General features: G+C 67.9%; 9 protein-coding genes. 2 read left to right on the top strand and 7 right to left on the bottom strand.

The window, feature by feature from the left end; translation table 11 throughout:
- Positions 1-2: 2 nt before the first annotated feature.
- The 3 genes from IT347_11750 to IT347_11740 form a co-directional block, all read right to left on the bottom strand.
- The gene (locus tag IT347_11750; protein MCC6350250.1) at positions 3-362 is read right to left on the bottom strand and encodes a hypothetical protein; all 360 of its coding nucleotides are present in this window, start codon (positions 360-362) and stop codon (positions 3-5) included.
- A 5-nt stretch (positions 363-367) separates the two neighbouring features.
- Entirely contained in the window at positions 368-1,807 is a 1,440-nt protein-coding gene (locus IT347_11745) for a ThiF family adenylyltransferase (GenBank protein MCC6350249.1), read from the bottom strand.
- 68 nt (positions 1,808-1,875) lie between these two features.
- Positions 1,876-2,229 (bottom strand): hypothetical protein, encoded by a 354-nt coding sequence (locus tag IT347_11740; GenBank protein MCC6350248.1) that lies wholly within the window; start codon positions 2,227-2,229, stop codon positions 1,876-1,878.
- A gap of 423 nt (positions 2,230-2,652) precedes the next feature.
- On the opposite strand from IT347_11740, the gene IT347_11735 reads away from it, so the two are divergent.
- Together IT347_11735 and IT347_11730 are read left to right on the top strand one after the other, a co-directional pair.
- Positions 2,653-4,158 carry a hypothetical protein gene (locus IT347_11735; protein MCC6350247.1) on the top strand — a complete coding sequence of 502 codons (1,506 nt, stop codon included), beginning with the start codon at positions 2,653-2,655 and terminating at the stop codon, positions 4,156-4,158.
- Complete coding sequence (locus tag IT347_11730) at positions 4,155-4,340, top strand: hypothetical protein (protein MCC6350246.1); 186 nt, start codon at positions 4,155-4,157, stop codon at positions 4,338-4,340. The genes IT347_11735 and IT347_11730 overlap by 4 nt, the downstream gene beginning before the upstream one ends.
- Positions 4,341-4,871: 531 nt before the next feature.
- On the opposite strand, the gene IT347_11725 is transcribed toward IT347_11730, so the two are convergent.
- From IT347_11725 to IT347_11710, 4 genes are all read right to left on the bottom strand, one after another.
- Entirely contained in the window at positions 4,872-6,524 is a 1,653-nt protein-coding gene (locus IT347_11725) for a choice-of-anchor D domain-containing protein (protein MCC6350245.1), read from the bottom strand.
- Between the two features lie 29 nt (positions 6,525-6,553).
- Positions 6,554-7,180, bottom strand: a complete 627-nt coding sequence (locus IT347_11720) for a tyrosine-type recombinase/integrase (protein ID MCC6350244.1) — start codon at positions 7,178-7,180, stop codon at positions 6,554-6,556.
- 1,132 nt (positions 7,181-8,312) lie between these two features.
- On the bottom strand, positions 8,313-15,569 hold the full coding sequence (locus IT347_11715) for a hypothetical protein (protein ID MCC6350243.1): 7,257 nt from the start codon (positions 15,567-15,569) through the stop codon (positions 8,313-8,315).
- A 5-nt stretch (positions 15,570-15,574) separates the two neighbouring features.
- Entirely contained in the window at positions 15,575-17,584 is a 2,010-nt protein-coding gene (locus IT347_11710; protein ID MCC6350242.1) for a hypothetical protein, read from the bottom strand.
- Between the last annotated feature and the right edge of the window lie 267 nt (positions 17,585-17,851).

The raw sequence follows: 17,851 nt of genomic DNA, 5'->3' as shown, positions 1-17,851 counted from the left end.
ACTCAGTCGACCTCGTGGCGACGGCCCCTGCGATGTGGCATGTCGCCGCGTCCGCGACTGGCCGGGGGATCCCCGGTAACGGAGTGCCGGCGGGCGTAGCGAGCGCCGGGGTCGGCCCCGTGCCGGCCCCTCCCGTGCAGACGAGCAAGGGCGTCCTTCCCGCGGATGACGACGCCGACCACCAGAACGAGGGCGAGCAGCAGGCCCGGCACCGCGCCGAATGCCGAGGTCGTATGCACGATCCCCGAGATCAGCCCTGACGGCCCCATTCGCGCCACCTCCGCCAGGATCTTGAGGAAGGCCAGTCCGAGCAGGAGCGCGAGCGTCAGGACGAAGACGGACTTCATCAAGCGTTCGAGCATCGCCGTCACCGCGCGGTGGCATCGCGGAGAACCCCGGTCCCGCCGCAATCGGGGCAGCGGGGCCGGCCGCCTGCGCCGTCGAGCGAGCGCAGCCGCCACGACCTGACGGCGTCGAAGCGCGACATGGGATCCGTGCCGGCGCCGAACCCGCCGAGGGACGCGTCCGGGTGCATGCGGAACTGGATCAGGTTGCGCGTCGCGAGCTCGCGCGCGATCCCGTCCCAGCGCGGATGCCCTGAACCGTGGTGCAGGATCGCGAGCGTCAGGAAGGCCACGATCGAATTGATCCGCTCGGTCGAGCTGATGGGTGAGCCGTGCGAGGTGACGGCGTTCTCGAATCCCTCGTCGTACGCGCGGTACCGGGGCTCGAGCAGGCAGCGGTGGCAGCCCCGGCTCACGCCGGGAAGCACGAACGTCACCTCGCCCGCGAGGCCGCGCTCGTACAACTGCGCACACGCCGAAGGGATCGCATGCGTGAGGCTGAGCCTGTTGACCCGCGCCTGGGCCGCGAAGCTGTCCGTCATTCCGAGCAGGACGACCGCCCGCGGCCGCTCGGGATCCCGAATACCGACCAACCGGGCGAACTCCTCCTCGCCGATGTCCTCGAGCCGGGCAATGCGCGTGATGACCTCTGCGTGCGGGTTGATCGCCCGGATCCGCCGGCCGAGGACCGCGACCTTCGGCTTGTCGAGGTCGCTGCGGCAGACCCCTTGGGTCGCGAGGTTCGCCTCGGCGACGCGGTCGGGGTCGACGAGCACGATCCGCCCGACGCCGCAACGCGCGAGGTCCTCGATGCCCGCCATGGCGCCGCCCACACCGACCACGAAGATGCAGCTGTGCGCGAGCCGCCCCAGGTCGTAGGCGGTCCGCACGCGGGCGAAGGCCTCGGCCTCCCACCACGGAGCCTGGGTCTTCGCGGGGTGCGGCAGTCCGAGCCGCGTTCGCCACGATGGTGCCTGCGGCGGAACCTGCGGTGTGGCGGGTACGGCCGGCGCCAGGGCCTCCCGCATCGGCGTCAGTTTCGCCCGCTCGATCCGCACGCCCTGGGCGGCGCGGACTGCGACGTAGGGGTGGATCGCGAAACCGTTGAAGAGAGTCGCGATGGGAAGGTGCAGGTTCGGCAGCGTGGGGAATGCCGCGAGAATGGCCGCCGCGTACTCGAGGTCGGCACCCGAGGGCCGGGAGAGCGCGCCCGGGTGCGAATGTGCGAAGCCCAGCAGAACGAGCCCGGCCGGCGTGAACACTTCGTCGGACAGCCGATTGAGCCGGGCGACGTCGGGCGTGTAGCTCGCACCGGTGCACTGCGCGGTGTCGTCGAGCACGACCTGGCGGACGACGCCGTCGCCGGCGAATCCGAACAGGGCCATGCCGCGCTCCGGCGCCCCGGCGCTCAGGCCGGCCCTCAACTGCTCGTAGGCGAGCTCGGTGATGCGGAGTTCGGGCATGGTCGCAGCGGCGGACATGCGCGGCGCAGGTCTTGGCGCCCGCGCCCTTGGTTTGAGTCTTGAGAGCTTCATCTGGTCCTCCGATTGTCGAAAGGGGTCCCGTGGCGGACGTAGCGGAGCGTGCGCTCGGCCCACTCGCTGGCCACGTAGAGGATGTCGTCGAGGGATTCCAGACGGCCGTCCCAACAGATGTAGTGTCCGGAGGTCGGACTGTGGTAGCGGTGCGTACTGTGGAGGTCGTCGGCCCTGCCGTGGTAGAGGGGCTGGTCGAGGATGTAGATCCGGTACCTATCGCCGTGACGCGCGATCCGGAAGCTGAAGTCGGTCGTGCCGTCCTCCGAGCGATAGATGACGGTGCCGGAGAAATCCTCCGCGGACGTCGACGGGCGCTGCGCGAGGCCGAGCATCTGTGCGAGACTCATCACGTCCTCGATGGGTCCCGGTGGAGGCCCCGAGGGGCCTCCACCGGGGGGTGGAGAGGGCTGGTGGATCAGCGTCGGAAGGTTCCGGGCGGGATCAACGGCTTCTTGCCATCCTCGTCCCCCTTGAGCTTGGGCATCAGCGGGGCAACCATGCGGACCACCTCCTTTCGCATCTGGCATGGGGAAGTCATGAACATCGGTCGATGGTCGAGGACGTTCCGGCCGCCTGCCGGGTCTGCCCGTCGCCAGGCTCATGCGCGTCAAGCCCTTGGCGCTGGCTCACGTGACCCCCAGCTGCGGCCGGCCCGTCCTGACCTGGAATCACGATAGGAGAGGTAGGGTGTGGCACGATGTGGCGAGAATCGAGGGAAGGGCGAAGTTCGCGCTGGTCTTTCGAGGCGACTGGCGATGCTCGAGGGTCAAGTGGGTGACACGCTTGCCCTCGCCACCCTCGCCGCCCAGTGGCCTGAGATGTTCGCTGGCGGCTGGATCACCCAGGATCACCTCGCCAAGTACGGACGGCACTTCGAGGACCCGGGACGCGGCAACCTCTCGGAGGCCAACCGCAGCGGCTTCGCCCGGGCGCGCAGACGGCTGCTGAGCGAGTTCCCCGAGCTTCGGCTGGAGTCGCACGCGACCATTGCGGAGGGAAGGGCAGCATTCCGCTTCGCCGAACCCCCTCCTCCCGACTGCCGGGCGTGGCTTGCATCACAGGCCCGCAGCTTCCTTGAGCGCGACCTGTGGGAGCCCTACCTGATGCCGGCCGACCCATGGGATGTTCTCGTCGCGATTCAGGAGGGGGCGGCCCGCGCTCTTGCGCTCAAGGGGCGTTGGGAAGAAGCAATCGCACTCGTCGATCAGGCCGCTGATGCGTTTCCTACTCGGGAGGATCTCGCCCGGTGGACACCCGAATACGCTGGGTACCTGTCCTCCTTCCGGGGCGGAGTCAACACCCCAGCGGTCGGCGATGACAATCCGGCTGCCGAGGAACTGCTCGCCGACGCATGCTCGCAGGCCTGCAGCCGCTACGACCGGCGCTACCTCGTCAGGTACCTGCGCTGGGTCCGACTGGACCTCAGCCTGGAGGCGGGGAAGCCCGCCAAGTACGCGGCCGCAGGGGCCGGGGCCGCCGCGCTCATACGATCACCGCTACCGCACCGCGGCCCGCGCGACAGACTGCTCGATGCGCGTCTTCGGATCGCCCGCGTGCATTGTGCGTACCATGACCGCATCACCCGTTTGATGGAGGAACTCGACGACAAGGTCATCAAGGAGTGCAACAAGGACCTCGATGAGGCGGAGCACCTCATCGGTGATACTTCACACGTTGATCGGGGGCGCACGCAGGTGTTGCGCGCACTGTTGATTCTATGCGAGGCCCGCGCCTCGGCGAGCATGGAGGAGGCGAGGCCTCGCTTTGAGCGCGCCGAACTGCTCCTGAGGGAGGCCTTCAGCATCGCGCAAGTCGCGGGTGACGCGCAGTTGCTGAGCGCCTCGCTCCAGTATCATGCCGCCTGTATCTTCCAACTCGCTGCGGCGGCGAACAGGCACATGTCGGCACATGGGGGGTTCTTTCCCGCGGACCTGATCAGAAGAGCCGAGACGCTGGCCTCGCGGCGGGCCGACGGCCGTCCGGTCGCTGACGTGCTTGTGAGGAGCATTGCTTCTCGCGCGCTCTTTGAGACGATGCGCCATCGCTCGCAACCTCTGCGGGGAGGGGTGAGCTACCTAGAGCCTGCGGACTTTGCTGGCGCGATGCCGGACCTTGATCGTCTCCTGCACCTGGACTCACGACAACTGGCGTGGTTCTCCTCACCAACGCCACCGAACGTCGATTCGACGAGCACTGGGGTGGAGTCCGTAGATGCAAGAAGGGGGCGACGAGCAGATGCTCGTCGCCCCCGATCAGGACGAACCCCTCACAAATGACGGTGCAAGTCCCGAAGCAGCTCGCCAAGGAGTTCGACAGCCCTGCGTCGAGGGTGTGCGCGCAGGGCTGGGAGAGACAGGGCAACGCTGTCCACGAGCGTGCCGGCGGGGTTCATGCTGGCGCCTCGCCGCTCCGCGAAACCGGCGACGACCCCCTCAACCTGGTGCTGCCTGCGATGTGATGTCACGAGGATTCGGATGCTCGGTGGACCGCGTCGGTCGTGCTCGAACCAGGCCGTGACGTCGAGGATCCCCGGGCACTTAAGTTCAACGAGCAGTTCGGATGTTCTGTCGGTTCGTGCAGTCATCGCGCGTCCTCCGCTGCTGAGGAGGCGCGGCATGCGCATCGCCCGCAGCCAAGGGGCCCGAGACCGGCACCGTGGCTGCGGACGGCCGAACCTGAGGAAGTCACCGAGTATCGAACTGGATGGACGAATGGAGTAGTGTAACATTGTTGTCCCGTAATGTCAAGAGCCATATGGATATACGACATCGTGCGCGCTTGGGTTTGCGTCAGCCCGAGCAGGACTTCCGGCTCCCGCGGAATGACGGAATTGGGTCGCCGCGCGGTCGGACGGCCTCGCTCCGAATCGCCGATGTGGTCATGACCGCCGGACGTGGTGAATGCCGGTCGGCGCCTCCCGACCATTACAACGCCCACTTGAAGTCCCAGATGTCGCCTCCGTCCGGCTCGGCACGGCGGCGGATGACAATCAGCGACGAGCCGCCGCCGTCACTCCGGTTCCGGTGCAGGTAATCGTGTCGCAGGCGGCACCGGCGCCCAGGCAACCCGCCGGCTTCTCGACCACGACCTTTCCGATCTGCGGCCCGAGCCGCTGCGGCCGGAAGCTCACGCCGATGGTCGCGGTACAGACGGCGCAGTTCCCGGGCGGATACGCCGGGCAGGTGTAGCTCGGGCTGGCCACGAAGTCGCCGGCAACGACGCGGACGGCCCCGGTCAGCCCTCCCTCGCGGGTCGAGTTCGTGATCTGGACCGGAAGCGACGATGTGGCGTCGCCGATCACCACGTTGCCGAAATCCAACGTGGTCGGGCTGACGGTGCAGTCACAGCGGTACGTCGCGACGGCGCGCAGGCCCACCCGGTTGCAGATCGAGCTGGTGGTGAGCACGGCCCCGGTGAAGACCTCCGTGTCGCACCGGGACGGTGGATCGAAGGTGACGCCGAACCAGGCGGAGCCGTGCGGCGGAATCGAGTACGTCCTGCCGCCGGCGCTGTTCCGGACATCGAACCATCCCGTGGTTGAGAGGTTCCCAGAGAGCGTGGTGTTGGTGTAGTTGGACATCGTGAACGTCCGATACCCGCGCTCGCCGTAGTGGACGTAGCCGAAGTCGAGGGTGTCGGGATCGAGCGTGCAGCCGATGAGGCCACTGCCCCAGCAGCGGACTGGCCGGCAGCCGGTGCCGGTGGTCACGTCGCAGCTCTCGGGTGCCACGTGCGTCGGCGTGAAGCGCACGACGAACGTCTGGCTGGCCCCGGCGGCGATGCTGTAGCTCGACGCGCCGGGGTTCGTGAAGTACGGCCCGGGCACGTCGATCGTGCCGGAGAGCGTGCCGGTGCCGGTGTTGCGGATCGTGAAGGTGGCGTCGGCCCGGTCCCCGATCGGCACGCTGGGGTAGAGCAGGCCGTTCGGCGACACCTCGCAGGCCGGGTTGACCGCCGCGCCACTGCCGGTGCAGGAGACCGAGGAGCAGGTGGGAAGCCCGGTGTTGACCGTGCAGGACATCGGGCCGGCCGAGGTCGGCGAGAAGCGGATCGTGAACGTCGCCGCCTGGCTGGGTCCGAGGCTGTAGGCGCCGGTGCCGACGAGCGCGAAGTCGGGGCAGGCGACGCTTACCGTGCCGGCGAGGGTGCCCGTCCCCACGTTCGTGATCGAGAAGGTCCGCGTGGCGCTCTGCCCGACCGTGACCGTGTCGAAGGCGAGCGTCGTGGGCGCCACTTGGCAGGTGGAAGGTCCGCCAGTCGCCGAACAGGCCACCGACCCACAGCCGGAACCGGAGAGTGCGATGGTCCCGGGGTGCGAGCCCGAGCCCGTGGGAGTGAAGCGGACCGTCACGGTCGCCACCTGTCCGGCGCCGAGGCTGTACGAGGCGCCTCCGACCACGACGTACCCGGGGGAAGTCGTCCCGGCCGTGCCGTCCAGCGTGCCGGTGCCGGTGTTCGAGATCGTGAAGCTGCGGTCCGCACTCGATCCGAGTGGAACGATCCCGAACGCGAGCGAGGTCTCGCTGATGCTGCACGTCGGACTCGCTGGCGGTGCCGTTGGTGCGGACTTCTTCGAGCAGTTCGTGAGCAGCCCGAACACAAGGAGGGTCGCGACGGCGGAAAGGATTCGGAGGGCTCGCATGCTGCACCTCGAAGGGGCGGTGGAGGGGATCACTCCGGCCGAACCGTCCCTCCCGGGCGGTCGCGGCCGGAATCGAGCTGTACGATGAGCGGCGAGCGTTCGAAGGCCCGCATCTGCGACTCGCGGATGCGGTCGGTGACGCGGGCGTAGACGGACGTGCTGCGGACGTCCTGGTGGCCGAGGTGGTCCTGGACGAACTCGAGCGAGGCGCCGGCTTCCAGCAGGTGCGTGGCGATCGAATGCCGCAGCGAGTGCGTCGTGCGGTCCGGCGGCAGGCCGGCGAGCGAGCGGTAGCGGACGAACCGGCACTGGATCTGCCGGCGCTGGAGCGGCCCGAACCGGCCCGGGAAGAGCGAGTCGTCAGGCCCACCGGACAGGTCCGCCACGTACGCGCGGAGGAGCGTCGCCGTCCCGGCGAAGAGGATCTGCTCGCTCCAGGCTCCGCCCTTCAAGCGCCGGACAAGAAGGCGCCCGCGCTCGAGGTCGAGGTCTCCCCGCCGTAGGAGGAGCACCTCGCCCACGCGCAGGCCATGGTGGTACATGAGCGCGAAGAGCGCCCGGTCCCGCACGTTCGCGATCGCTGCGAAGAAGCGCCCGACCTCCGTCTGGGTCAGGTAGCGCGGGGGTCGTTGATGCGGGAGCGGCGGGATGGACAACGTCGGGAGGAGCGTGATCGCCGGGTGGCTCTCACTGCGCGTTTTAGCAGAAGGGCGCAGTCAGTCGAGCTCGGTCAGCGAGAGCCCGCGGAATCGGGCTCCTTCTGCTCAGTTGGCGGGCAGCCCCGAGCCTTCCGGTTGGCTCAGGGGCGGCTCGGACGCAGCGAGATTCGGGGGTAACCGTGCCGCGGAGCCAGGGAGTGCGCACTTCTGCTAGAGGGCGCACTTGATCAACGTCATGAAGTATGGCACCGCCGGTGCGTTTCGCCAAGCCCTTCGGGCCGCCTGACGCTCGGGTGTCCGGCATGGTTCGTCGCCAACGGGCGCCCTGACATGGCACGAGCGGATCCGCAGGCGAGACACGGGCGTGTACGCCGGGTGCAGCCTTCGCAATAAACGGCACACGGGGTCTGGAGGCCGCGGCACAGGCATCAACCGCTGACATGCCGACGGGAGCGGACGACAGGCCGCACGCGCCAGCAGGTCGGGCACGTGTGCCTGCGTGCCGTAGGCGTAACGGTGGCCCGCAGTGCACCGTCGCCGTCCAGCTCCGCGACATTGAACTTCAGCACCGCGCCTCCACTCACTCCTCTTGGGCATTCCTCCGGCCTTGGGGTCAACCCCATGCAGCTCCCTTGAATCTCTCCTTCCGTGGTCGCGCTTGGCCACTTTCTAATACAGCAACTACGAGTCATGAGCCTTCGAGGGCCTGTACCCCACCTGCTACAAACGATGCTCGTACGAGCGCGTTTCCAGTGAAGTACACCCGCGCTTCGAGAGTGTCTCCGGCTACGCTGACCAGCCTAAACACGTGCACCCCTCGCAGGGCCCGCACGCGACACTCAGCATAGCCAGGCCCACAACTCACTCTCCTTTGTATAGCTTTGCCGACGCTATCCACAGTGCCATCTATGATGTAAATGTCTGGCATCGTGCCTTCGACAGCCTGCATCGTGCCGCTCACCCTCCCGTCGAGCACAACGGTACTTCCGAGGGTGGAGCCGTCCCCCTGGATGAGCACGGCGACATGGCTCACCGAACAGGAGAACAAGAGTCCACAACTCAGTGTCAGAAATACGAGCATCCGCCAGCGCTGGGCCAAGCTGACTGATCGTCGAGGCATTGGATACCCCTAGGGTCTTGTCTGAGGACTTGGCGTGCGCGCTTCACGAATTCCGGCTCCGGCCGCATCCAAGTCCTTCCGCGTGTCCTCCCAGAACTCACCGGGCGGCCGGGCTCGGTTTCCGCGCAGGAGGTTGGTCACGCACTCCACACAATAGTCAATTGTACTACGCCCCTCCTTCAGATACGAGGCCGTCCATCCTCCAATAGGGCCGTAACGTTCCGTGATCTTGCATGCCGTTGCCGAGTGCAGATAATCGCTCTGCTCTCGCCCCGACGCGAACACCATCTTGCGAGATTCGTTCCACACCGAATCAGCCACAATACTGCAATAGATGATGTACTCGAGGATGTTCTCACCGAGGTCGGCGGCGCGCTCGGGATCGTGCCCACTGGAGTCGAGGTAGTTCGTCGGTGCGCCCAGGGCGTAGGCGTACAGACTGATATCTGAGCCACGCAGGCCGCTTGGATCCTTCGAGGTCCACCTCCCGACACGGGGGTCGTAGTCCCTCGCCCCGAGCCGCACGAGCCCTGTGCTCGTGTCCGTCAGCCCGCCTACGAAGCCAAGGCTCTGCCAGCCGGGGTTGCTGCCCGTCGTCTGGGCGCCCCAGGCGTCGTAGTCGATGCGCTGGGCCACTTCGCCGTCGCTGACGCGCACGACAGCGCGCACGCTGCCGAGGTGGTCGGTGATCAGCCGGTAGAGAGTGTCCGCGTGCACGAGCAGGTCGGGGACGTGGGCCTGCGTGCCGTACACGTAGCGGTGGCGGAGCGCACCATCGCCGTCTAGGTCCGCCACCACGTTCAGACGGTTCGCGTAGAGCCAAGTGTGCGTGCGCTGCCCGTTGACGAGCCGGCCCACGCGTCGGTTGCTGGCATCGATCAAGTACGTGAGGCTGTCGCCCGTCACCCCCGGCAGGTGAGCGCCGGTCAGGTTGCCAAGCGCGTCGTAGGTGGTCCGCGTCGTGTCTGGACCGGGGGCGATCCGGCGCGCCAGCTCGCCGTTGGCCGTCCACTCGTACGCGGTGCCGCCGTAGCTCGTCAGGCGATCCTGGGCGTCGTAGCTCCCGATCGCGAGCACCGCCCCCGATCCGTCCTTCTCCTTCGTCCGGTTGCCGTTGCCCGCGAGGCTGTCATCATAGACGTAGCTGCGCACGACCGCGCCCTCGCGTTTGACCTCGTCCAGGCGGCCGGCGGCATCGTAGTGGTACTCGAGCACGTACGTCGAGCCGTCAGCGGTCTCGGTGATTTGCGTGATGCGCCCGAGCGCATCTCGCTCGATCTCCTGCGCGAACGCCCCACCCCCCGGCCACGCGTAGCTGAGGCTGGAGAGCTCGCCGTGGACGTTGTAGTCGAGCGTGCTGGAGACGGTGCCCCCGCCGGCGGTTAGGCTCGTGCCGGTGATGAGCCCGTCGGCGCTGCGCCGGGTGATGCTCTCCGTGCCGCCCGCGATCGATACTCCCGTGAGCGGCCCGTCGGCGTCTCCGTAGGTGTAGGTCACGACCGAACTGCTGTCGCTCCCCACGATCACCGTCTGCGTGCTCTCGGCGAACGCGATATTCAAGCTTCGGGCGACCGCCCCTGAAGCCTTACCACTCCACGATTCGCGGATCAGCACGGGCCCGTCCCAAGCGTACGTGCTCATGACGGAGTCCGGGCTCAGCGCAACCGAAAGCTGTCCCGTCGGACCGTGGGATAGCGTTGTCCGTCCGCGCGCGATCGAGAGCGAGTCGAGCCATCCGCGCGAGCTGCTGTAACGCAGCCGCACCTGGCTGCCGTCAGGACGTTCCACGTCCGTGAGCTGCCGGTCGGCGTTGTACGTGTACCGAGTCGCCGGGTCGGCGATCCCGGCCACAGCCGGAGGCGTGTACACTTCGTTGAGGTCCACGTCCGTGTAGGCGAACTCATGCTCATCGCCACCCGGCGGCGTCAGCCCGAGGAGATTTCCATTCGCATCGTAGCGGAACCGCAGCACGCGGTTCCCAGGAAGCGTCAGCAGCGACTCGCGGTCGGCAGCGTCGTACTGGTAGCTGCTCACGCGCCCAAGCGTGTCGGTCACCGTCTCGAGCCGCCCGCGGTCGTCGTAGGAGTACCGCCAGGCGCGTGCGCCCTGGGAGAGGTGCCATAGTCTACCCGAGCCGTCATATCCGAGTTCCACGGGAGTGATCAGGTTTCCGGTCTCGACCTTCCTCGGCCTCCCCTTTTCGTTCAGCCACAACTTGCTCGTACGCTGCGCCGGCGTGGTCAGCGTCAGCAATCCCGTCGATGAGTCGAAGCTCGTCGCGTAGGTCTGCTGGGCCTGGTTGAGTCGGACCGACTCGGAGAACTGGCCGTTTCCTCCGTACGTGCGAGCGTACTCGGTGGTGCGGATCCGGCCCGAGGGCAGTCGCGTCGTCCGTATGGCGGGTATGGGCGCGAGCGTCCCGAACCGGCTGTCACGTTTCGGATAGGTCAGCGTCTCCTCGCCCGAGCGGCCGACCTCTCGCCGGACCGGGGGAGTGACCGTCGTGTTCGTGTATCCCTCAGCCGACGAGCTGTCGCTCCTGTACGTGTAGCTGTTGTCCGGGTAACGGGTCAGCCGTCGGCGCAGGCCGTTCATGTACTCGGTGATTTGGTAGGTCGTGGTGCGGTTGAGCTCGGTTGTGCGCGTCACTGTCCGGAGTGCGTCCTGCACGGAGTAGCCGAGTGTCAGTTCGGCCGAGGCCGCATCGGTGTCTGTGTCCAGGCGGCCGTCGCCCTGCACGCTCATCCCGAGTCCGGGTGAGCCGGTGCGGTAACGGAACTGCTGCGTCTTTCCGCGTGGATTCTGGTAGGTCTCGAGCAGCCCGTCGGCGTTGTGGTCAAGGACGTATTGCTCGTTGCTCAGCTCGTTGCGGACGAGCGAGAGGTAGCCGTTCCCGTCAACGGCCAGCGAGTCCCTGTGACCGAAGTGCCCGGCAATGGCCTGCGGGTTGCCGTTCGCGTCCCGGATGATCTGAGTGACGAGCGAGTTGGCGTCCGTGACGCTCGTGAGTCGCCCGGCGGCGTCGTAGCCGAACGTGTGGAGCGTCACCCCGGTCCACGCATCCTTCGTGCGTTTGTGCCGGCCGCCGGGCGTGAAGTAGTAGACCTCGCGACCATCCTGGCTTGGGTAGACGAACTCGCCGTTCACGGCATCGTGCACGGGCGGGGCGATACGGCGGATGCCGCTCACTCGACCGCCCGTCTGCGACGTCTCGCTGATGTACACCACTCCCGTACGATCGACGGCGATCCCGCCAAGGGTGAACGGCATCGTACCGATGGCGTCGGCGCCCTCCGTGAGGTCGAACGTCCTTGGGAGCTCCGGAGGATAGTTGGTGTACCCCCCTGCGAGGCGCGTGGTGCTCGCACGGTCGGACTCAATTCGGTACACGCCGCTATATTCCTTCTGTGTTACGTAGATCCCTCCATCGGGGCCCAAAGCGAGCTTATCGGGACCGTGGTCGGGCACCACGCTTGCGGGCAGCCGACGCATCTGACCATCGGGCCTTACGACGTACAGGCGGCCGGCCACGAGAAAGTGGATATTCCCAACTCTGTCGACCTCGATATCCCGTACGTCATTGCCTCCGCCGGAATAGACAGCCAGCGAGTCTGCTTTGCCCGCGTCGCCGATCGGCGTGGTGCTACCATTGCCCGCCACCCCACGAATGCGGCCGTCCGTCGTGATCCGGACGATCCGGCGCCAGCTATCATCGGCAAAGAGCACGCTCCCGTCGGGCTCGACTGCAATCGCGCAGGGTGCGCTCAAAGCACTGCTAGCCGCGGTCGATCCGTCGACGAATGTGCCATACCCGAGCTGGTAACGACCGGCAAGGACGTAGATCGTATCGGTGGGACTGATGCGATAGATCTGCCGCCACTCCTTGTCAGCAACGTAGACTGAGCCGTCTCCGCCCACAGCCATGCTAAGCGGGCCGATGAACCGCTGCCCCACCGCTGGTTCCCCAGTACGGATAGTATCTGTCTGGCCCTCATTTGCCACGTTACTGCCGGCCCAAATCGCGACGGTCCCGTCGGGCCGAATCCGGCCTATGTAGGGTCTGCCCGAGCCGAGGTAGTTGCTTGCGCCAATGAAGAACAGACTCCCGTCGGGTCCGAAGGCAAGATCCCCGGACGGGTAGATCCCGACGCTAAGTCGGGATCCATTGGGTGGCCACGTCATGCTTTCGTTGAGCCCGTTCCCCGCGAACCTCGAGATGATCGGTCGCCGCGCTTCTCCGTATCGGGTGCTGCCGTCGCCGAAGTAGAGCGCTCCGCGGCCACTCGGGTCGTAGAAGTGGTGCGGGCTCAGCGTCCAACCGCCCAGGCCGGCCGAGGCCATGCTCGGCGCGCCGAGACTCACCTTCTGCGTGCTCCAGGCGATGTTGCCGCCGTCGCGGTCGCCCGCAGCCGCCGACCCCGACCGAGTCGCGACGCTGGAGGAGTTCCTCCAGCTCGGCCCGCTCCCGGACTTCGTCGTGGCGTAGGAAGCGCCAAACTCGTAGCCGATTCGGACCGTCGCCGTCACGGAGCCCGGCACGCGCCGGCCGTTGCCGTCCCGGCCATCCCAGTCCGTAAACATGCGCCACTCGTTGGAGCCGAGCCCGGTGTAGATCTTCTCGTAGTGCCTACCCGCCACGTCGACGGTCAGGTGCACCCGCCACAGCCCGGCCGGCACCGTCGCGCCCGTGAGCGGCACGCGCAGCCAGTAGCTCGCGCGGTCGCCGGGCACGCGGTTGCTGCGGTAGTTGAGCGCGTACGGCGTCCCCGAGACCGGAATGGCCTCGCCGAGGACGCGGTTCTCGTTCTCGATGACGCAGTTGCACGTCTCGTCCGGGTCTTCGATGGGCGGAACGCCGGGACCGACCCCTGCGGCATTCGGGCCGCTCCCGTCCGGCTCCGGCCCGTAGTTGTAGTTGTAGTCGTGGCTCGAGAAGTGCGTCACCGGCACCCGCCACAGGATGTCATTCTGCCCGAAGTTCGCCGTCATCCGGGCCAGTTCGAGCGAGTCGATCCCGGCGCTGGCGAGCTTCGCCCCGTCATCCGCCTGGCCGTCCCCGTCGGTGTCAAGCGTCGCGTAGCCTCCGCCGATCGACAGGATCTTGAGGATCACGCCGTCGGGGTCGGCTACCCACACGCCGCGAGCGGGGCTGTAGTAGCCCGAGGGCACGGCCGTCCCCACCGGGAGTCCGAGGAACTCCCGCACGTACGTGATGACCGGCTTGCTGAAGGTGATCTCGGGGGCGGTGCTGCCGGGGTAGTGGTTGTCGAGGATCGAGTCGGCCTCGACGAGGCTCATGTCGACGCAGTACGTGTAGGCCGTCGTCGGCGGCAGTTCTCCGGGCATGGCGTCCCGGCCGCCCGAGCCCACGGTGAACTCCTTGAGCCGGATCCGGTACTTGTCGAATGTCGCAGGCGCGCCGCCGACCGGCGTCACCGTCGCGAGCGCTCCGTTCGGGACGTGGACGTACATGTAGCGGTCCCCGTTCGCATCCGACTCGAACCGTCCCACGATGTGCCAGGACTGCGAGGTGTCGGCGTAGTACCAGCGCTGGCTGCGGCCGATCATGGCCACGGTGTCGAGCACGGCGTAGTCGAGCGGTGGTGCGAGCACCTGCCGCTGCGATTCGAGGAACTCGCCCAGCGTGAAGCGCAGCGTGTAGGTCTCGCCGCCGCTCACGACGAGGTCGAACCGGCCGTCTTCGCGCGACTCGGTCCAGCCGAACTCGGGGTGGTCCTTGACGGCGACCTTGACGTTGGGTAGGGGGCCGAAGTCGCGGGCGACGACGAATCCGCGCAGCACGGCCTCTCTTCCGACAGCGATGCTCTCCGGGTGGGTGATCGTCTGCACCGGGTCGGCACCCTGGAAGAGGAACGCGATCTGGTCCCGGAACGAGCCCACTTCCGTGAGCGCGATCGGCGTCTCGCCCACCAGGCTGTCCTCGTGGGCGTCCTCGCCCGTCAGACGGAAGACGAAGTGCTTGAACCCGGCGGTATTCCCGGCCGCATCGGTGGCGCGCACGAGGATCCCATTGGGCCCGATGTCGAGCGGAACGTCGGCCTCGAACGTGTCGACGGCCGCGCCCATGGGCAGGGTGTCGACGGGCGCGTCGTCCAGCCAGAGGATGGTCCTGGTGGCGTCCGCAACCCGGACCTGGAACTGCACCTGCGCCGAGGCCGAGGCGACCGCGGTGCCGCTCGGTGCCGGGGCGAGCACGTCGAGCGTCGGCGCCTGCGTGTCGCGGATGACCGTCCGCCGCACGGTGTCCGTGAGGCAGGCGCCGTTCATGCCGGCGAACGTGAACGTGGTCATGCCGTCCTGCGCAGGCAGCGCCAGCGAGTCGCTCCAGGTGCCGTTCGTCAGCGTCCGCTCGGTGCCATCCGCCCACAACCGCGTCCCCGTCTGCGAGTCGGCGAGCTGCACCGTGGCCAGCACCTTCGCCGCCCGAGTCACCAGCGAGTCGGTCGGCGCGACGACGACCAGGTCCGGCGGCGTCACGTCGGTGGCGTAGAACTTGACCGACATCGTCTTGCCGGACTGGCTGCCCTGGAGCTTCACCTCCAGAGTGTTGTCGTCTTCCAGGGTCACGTTGCGGGCGAGGTAGGGCCGCCCGCGCGTCACCTCGCCCGGGAAGATGACCTGCTGACTGTTGAGCCAGACCTCGGACTCGAGCGTCCGCGCCGTGCCCGTGGAGTCGACGTTGCCGTTCGTCAGGACCATGACGTGGGGCGTGGCCGGCACGCCGTCCACCGGGCTGAAGTAGCGGGTGTACCACTTGTCCGCCGAACTGCTGGCGCCGTTGAAGCCGGACTGCGAGGCCGCCTGGAAGAGCGGCTCGGACACCTGGGTGATGCGCAGGTCGAGTTTGGCACCGGCGCTGCCGTAGAGCGTCACCTTGAGCGTGGCCGTGCCCTTTGGTGTGATCGTACGGCTCAGGAGCACGTTCGAGGCGTCGACGTCGTGGGTGCCGAGGTACTCGATGCCGCCATACGTCACCCGGGCTGAATCGAGCGGGTTCGACGCGCTCGGTCGGAGTACCTCGAGCAGGAAGCGCCGTCCCGGCACGGCGATGGCCGTGCAGGTGTCGATGTGCGTCACCTGCGAGCCGCTGGTGAGCGAGTAGCGCTTGACGGTCCGGACGAGGACGGTGTCCGCGCAGGCTGCCGAGGCCTGCGGGGAGCTGGCCGGCCCGTGCGCCAGCAGGGAGATCGTGAGCAGCGTGCAAGCCGCAATCAGCGGGCGCAGGCGACGGAGGTTCGTGGTCATGGCGCTCACCTCCCCGCTAGGACGAAGCGCCGCGTCCGGGACTCACCCGCCTGCGTCAGCCTCGCGAAGAAGACGCCTGCTCGTATTCCCGGGGGCTTGGGCCACTGGAGGGTGAGCTCCCCCGCGTGCTCGTGCTGCCGCACGTCGCGCAGCAGCCTGCGCCCCTGCACGTCGAAGAGCTCGAAGCGCGTCTCCGCACGTGAGGGCAGCGAGTAGGCGAGGTGGAGCACCCCGCCTTCGACCGCCAGGCCGCGAATGGCGAGCGGGGTCGCGGCCGGCACCTCCACCAGCACTTCCCCCGTCACCACGTCGAGATCGGAGGTGCGAAGCCTCAGGCGATAGGTGAGCGCCTCGCCGGGCGCCACCTCCGGGTCTTCGAGCACGAGGTCGCCCTTGCTGTCGCGGGCGAGCTCGCGGACGAGCGCCCACTCCTCGCCTTCTCCGGAGCGCTCGACGAGCACGGCGTACTTTGCATCGGCGGCACCCCGCCAGGAGAGACGCACGAGATCCGGCCACTTCTCCACTGACTGGAGCGCTGGCAGCGCGCCGAGGCCCGCCAGCGCGGCGCTCAGGACCGTGCCGTGGCCTCCGGATTCGTCCTGCCCCCACGAGACCAGTACGCCGTCCGGAAGCGCGAGCAGTCTCGGGCGGTGCTCGTCCAGCGCCGTCTCCGTCACGCGGACGCCACCCGCGGGCCAACCGGTCGCCTCGTGGCCGCGCCCGTCCAGGCGAACGAGTCGCACGTCTCCCGGCGCCGATTCGCCGGCATGGCCGATCCAGGCCACATATGCCCCACCAGCGCCATCGGAAGTCAGCGATGGCGTGGACGCGAAGTCGCCGGCTCCGATCACCCTACCGCCAGAAGGCCAGTTCGGGTCGAGGGCGCCGTCAGGCGTCACACGGGCGAGGAGCGACCGGGTCGAGTCGTCGCCGGCGTCGTTCCAAGCGACGAAGCTCCCGCTCGTGTCGGCAACCAGCGCGACGGTGCGCAGTCGGAGCGCCGACGCGGCGAGTTCAAGGCCGTCGCTCGGCCAGCCGGCCCGGGTCCGGCCCGAAGCATCAAGCCGCGAGAGCCGGAGGCGGCTCTGGCCGGGGGCCTCGGAAACCCAGGTCAGCATCACGCCACCTTCGGCGTCTCCCGTTGCCACCGGGCGCACCGCATTCTGGCCCGACTCGGCGACGATGCGGCCATCGCTCGGCCAGTCGGGAGAAACCGTGCCACCCTCGCCGAAGTGGAGCATTCGCAGTTCACGCGCCCCGCTACCACCCTGCTGCCAGGTCAGCCAAGCGCCACCGGAAGGATCGCGCACGATGGCCGGATCCGAGGCGCTCGCTCCAGAAGCCCCTACCCGCAGCCCGTCAGCCGGGAAGCCGCTCGCTGGCTCGCCAGCCGCAGAGAGCTTTAGCAGGTAGACCGCGCTGCGCTGCGGGTCGCGGTAGTCCTTCCACGCGAGCCACACTCCGCCGTCAACGGTCAGCGCCATGGCCGGCTGGGTTTGGGTCCCGCGGGCCGCGCAGACAACGGCGCCGCCGTCGGGCCAGCCCGCCGCGGCGGAGCCGTCGCCGCCGACGTGCTGGGCGCGCAGGTCACAGTCCTCGCCGGCGGATTCGATCCAGACAACGAACGCACCGTCGGCGCCGTCAGCGACCGCGACCGAATGCGTGGCGCGCAGCGCGCCCACGCAAAGACGGCCGAGCGGTGATTCACCGGTGATGCCTGTGCCGGAACTCGAGTAGCGCGCGCTGAGCACGGCGAATGAACGTCCCGTGCGGACGTCCATGCACTCGGTGGCGCGGCTGGGTGAGGAAACGGAGGCAAGCGTGCAGAGACAGGCAAGCGCCAGCGGCCACGCGGAAATGCACACGCGCGGATCGCAGGCAGGGCGGCCCGATTTCATGCTCGTACTCCTTGCAGCGAGACGAAGGCGGATGGCGACTCGACCCGTTGAATCGAGGCGTCTCGCGTCGGGGCGGCGCGATGAACGGAAGCTATCGAGGGGCAGTTCCATCTGCAAGTGGATTCTATGACTCCGACGCTACGTGAACGCGTCCCCGACATTGGTTGTCGCAATTCCAGCACAGGCGGCGCCGCCTTGAATCGCACGCTGCTCGCGTCTTACTCGTTCGAAACCTCCCACGCACCTCCAGACCGTCGGAGCGCACCTTGCAGATCACGTACGACCCGGACCGCGAGGCCACAGGCCTACGCCTCGAGTCTGAATCTGTCCAGCGCCCTGCTCGCCCGCTCGGACCCGGGGGCTACGTGGGGCTCGCGCCACGCT

Source organism: Candidatus Eisenbacteria bacterium (assembly GCA_020847735.1).
In the GTDB taxonomy this organism is placed as follows: Bacteria; Eisenbacteria; RBG-16-71-46; order RBG-16-71-46; family RBG-16-71-46; genus CAIXRL01.
The sequence above is the reverse complement of the archived record's forward strand: the minus strand, read 5'-3'. Positions and strand labels throughout refer to the sequence as shown.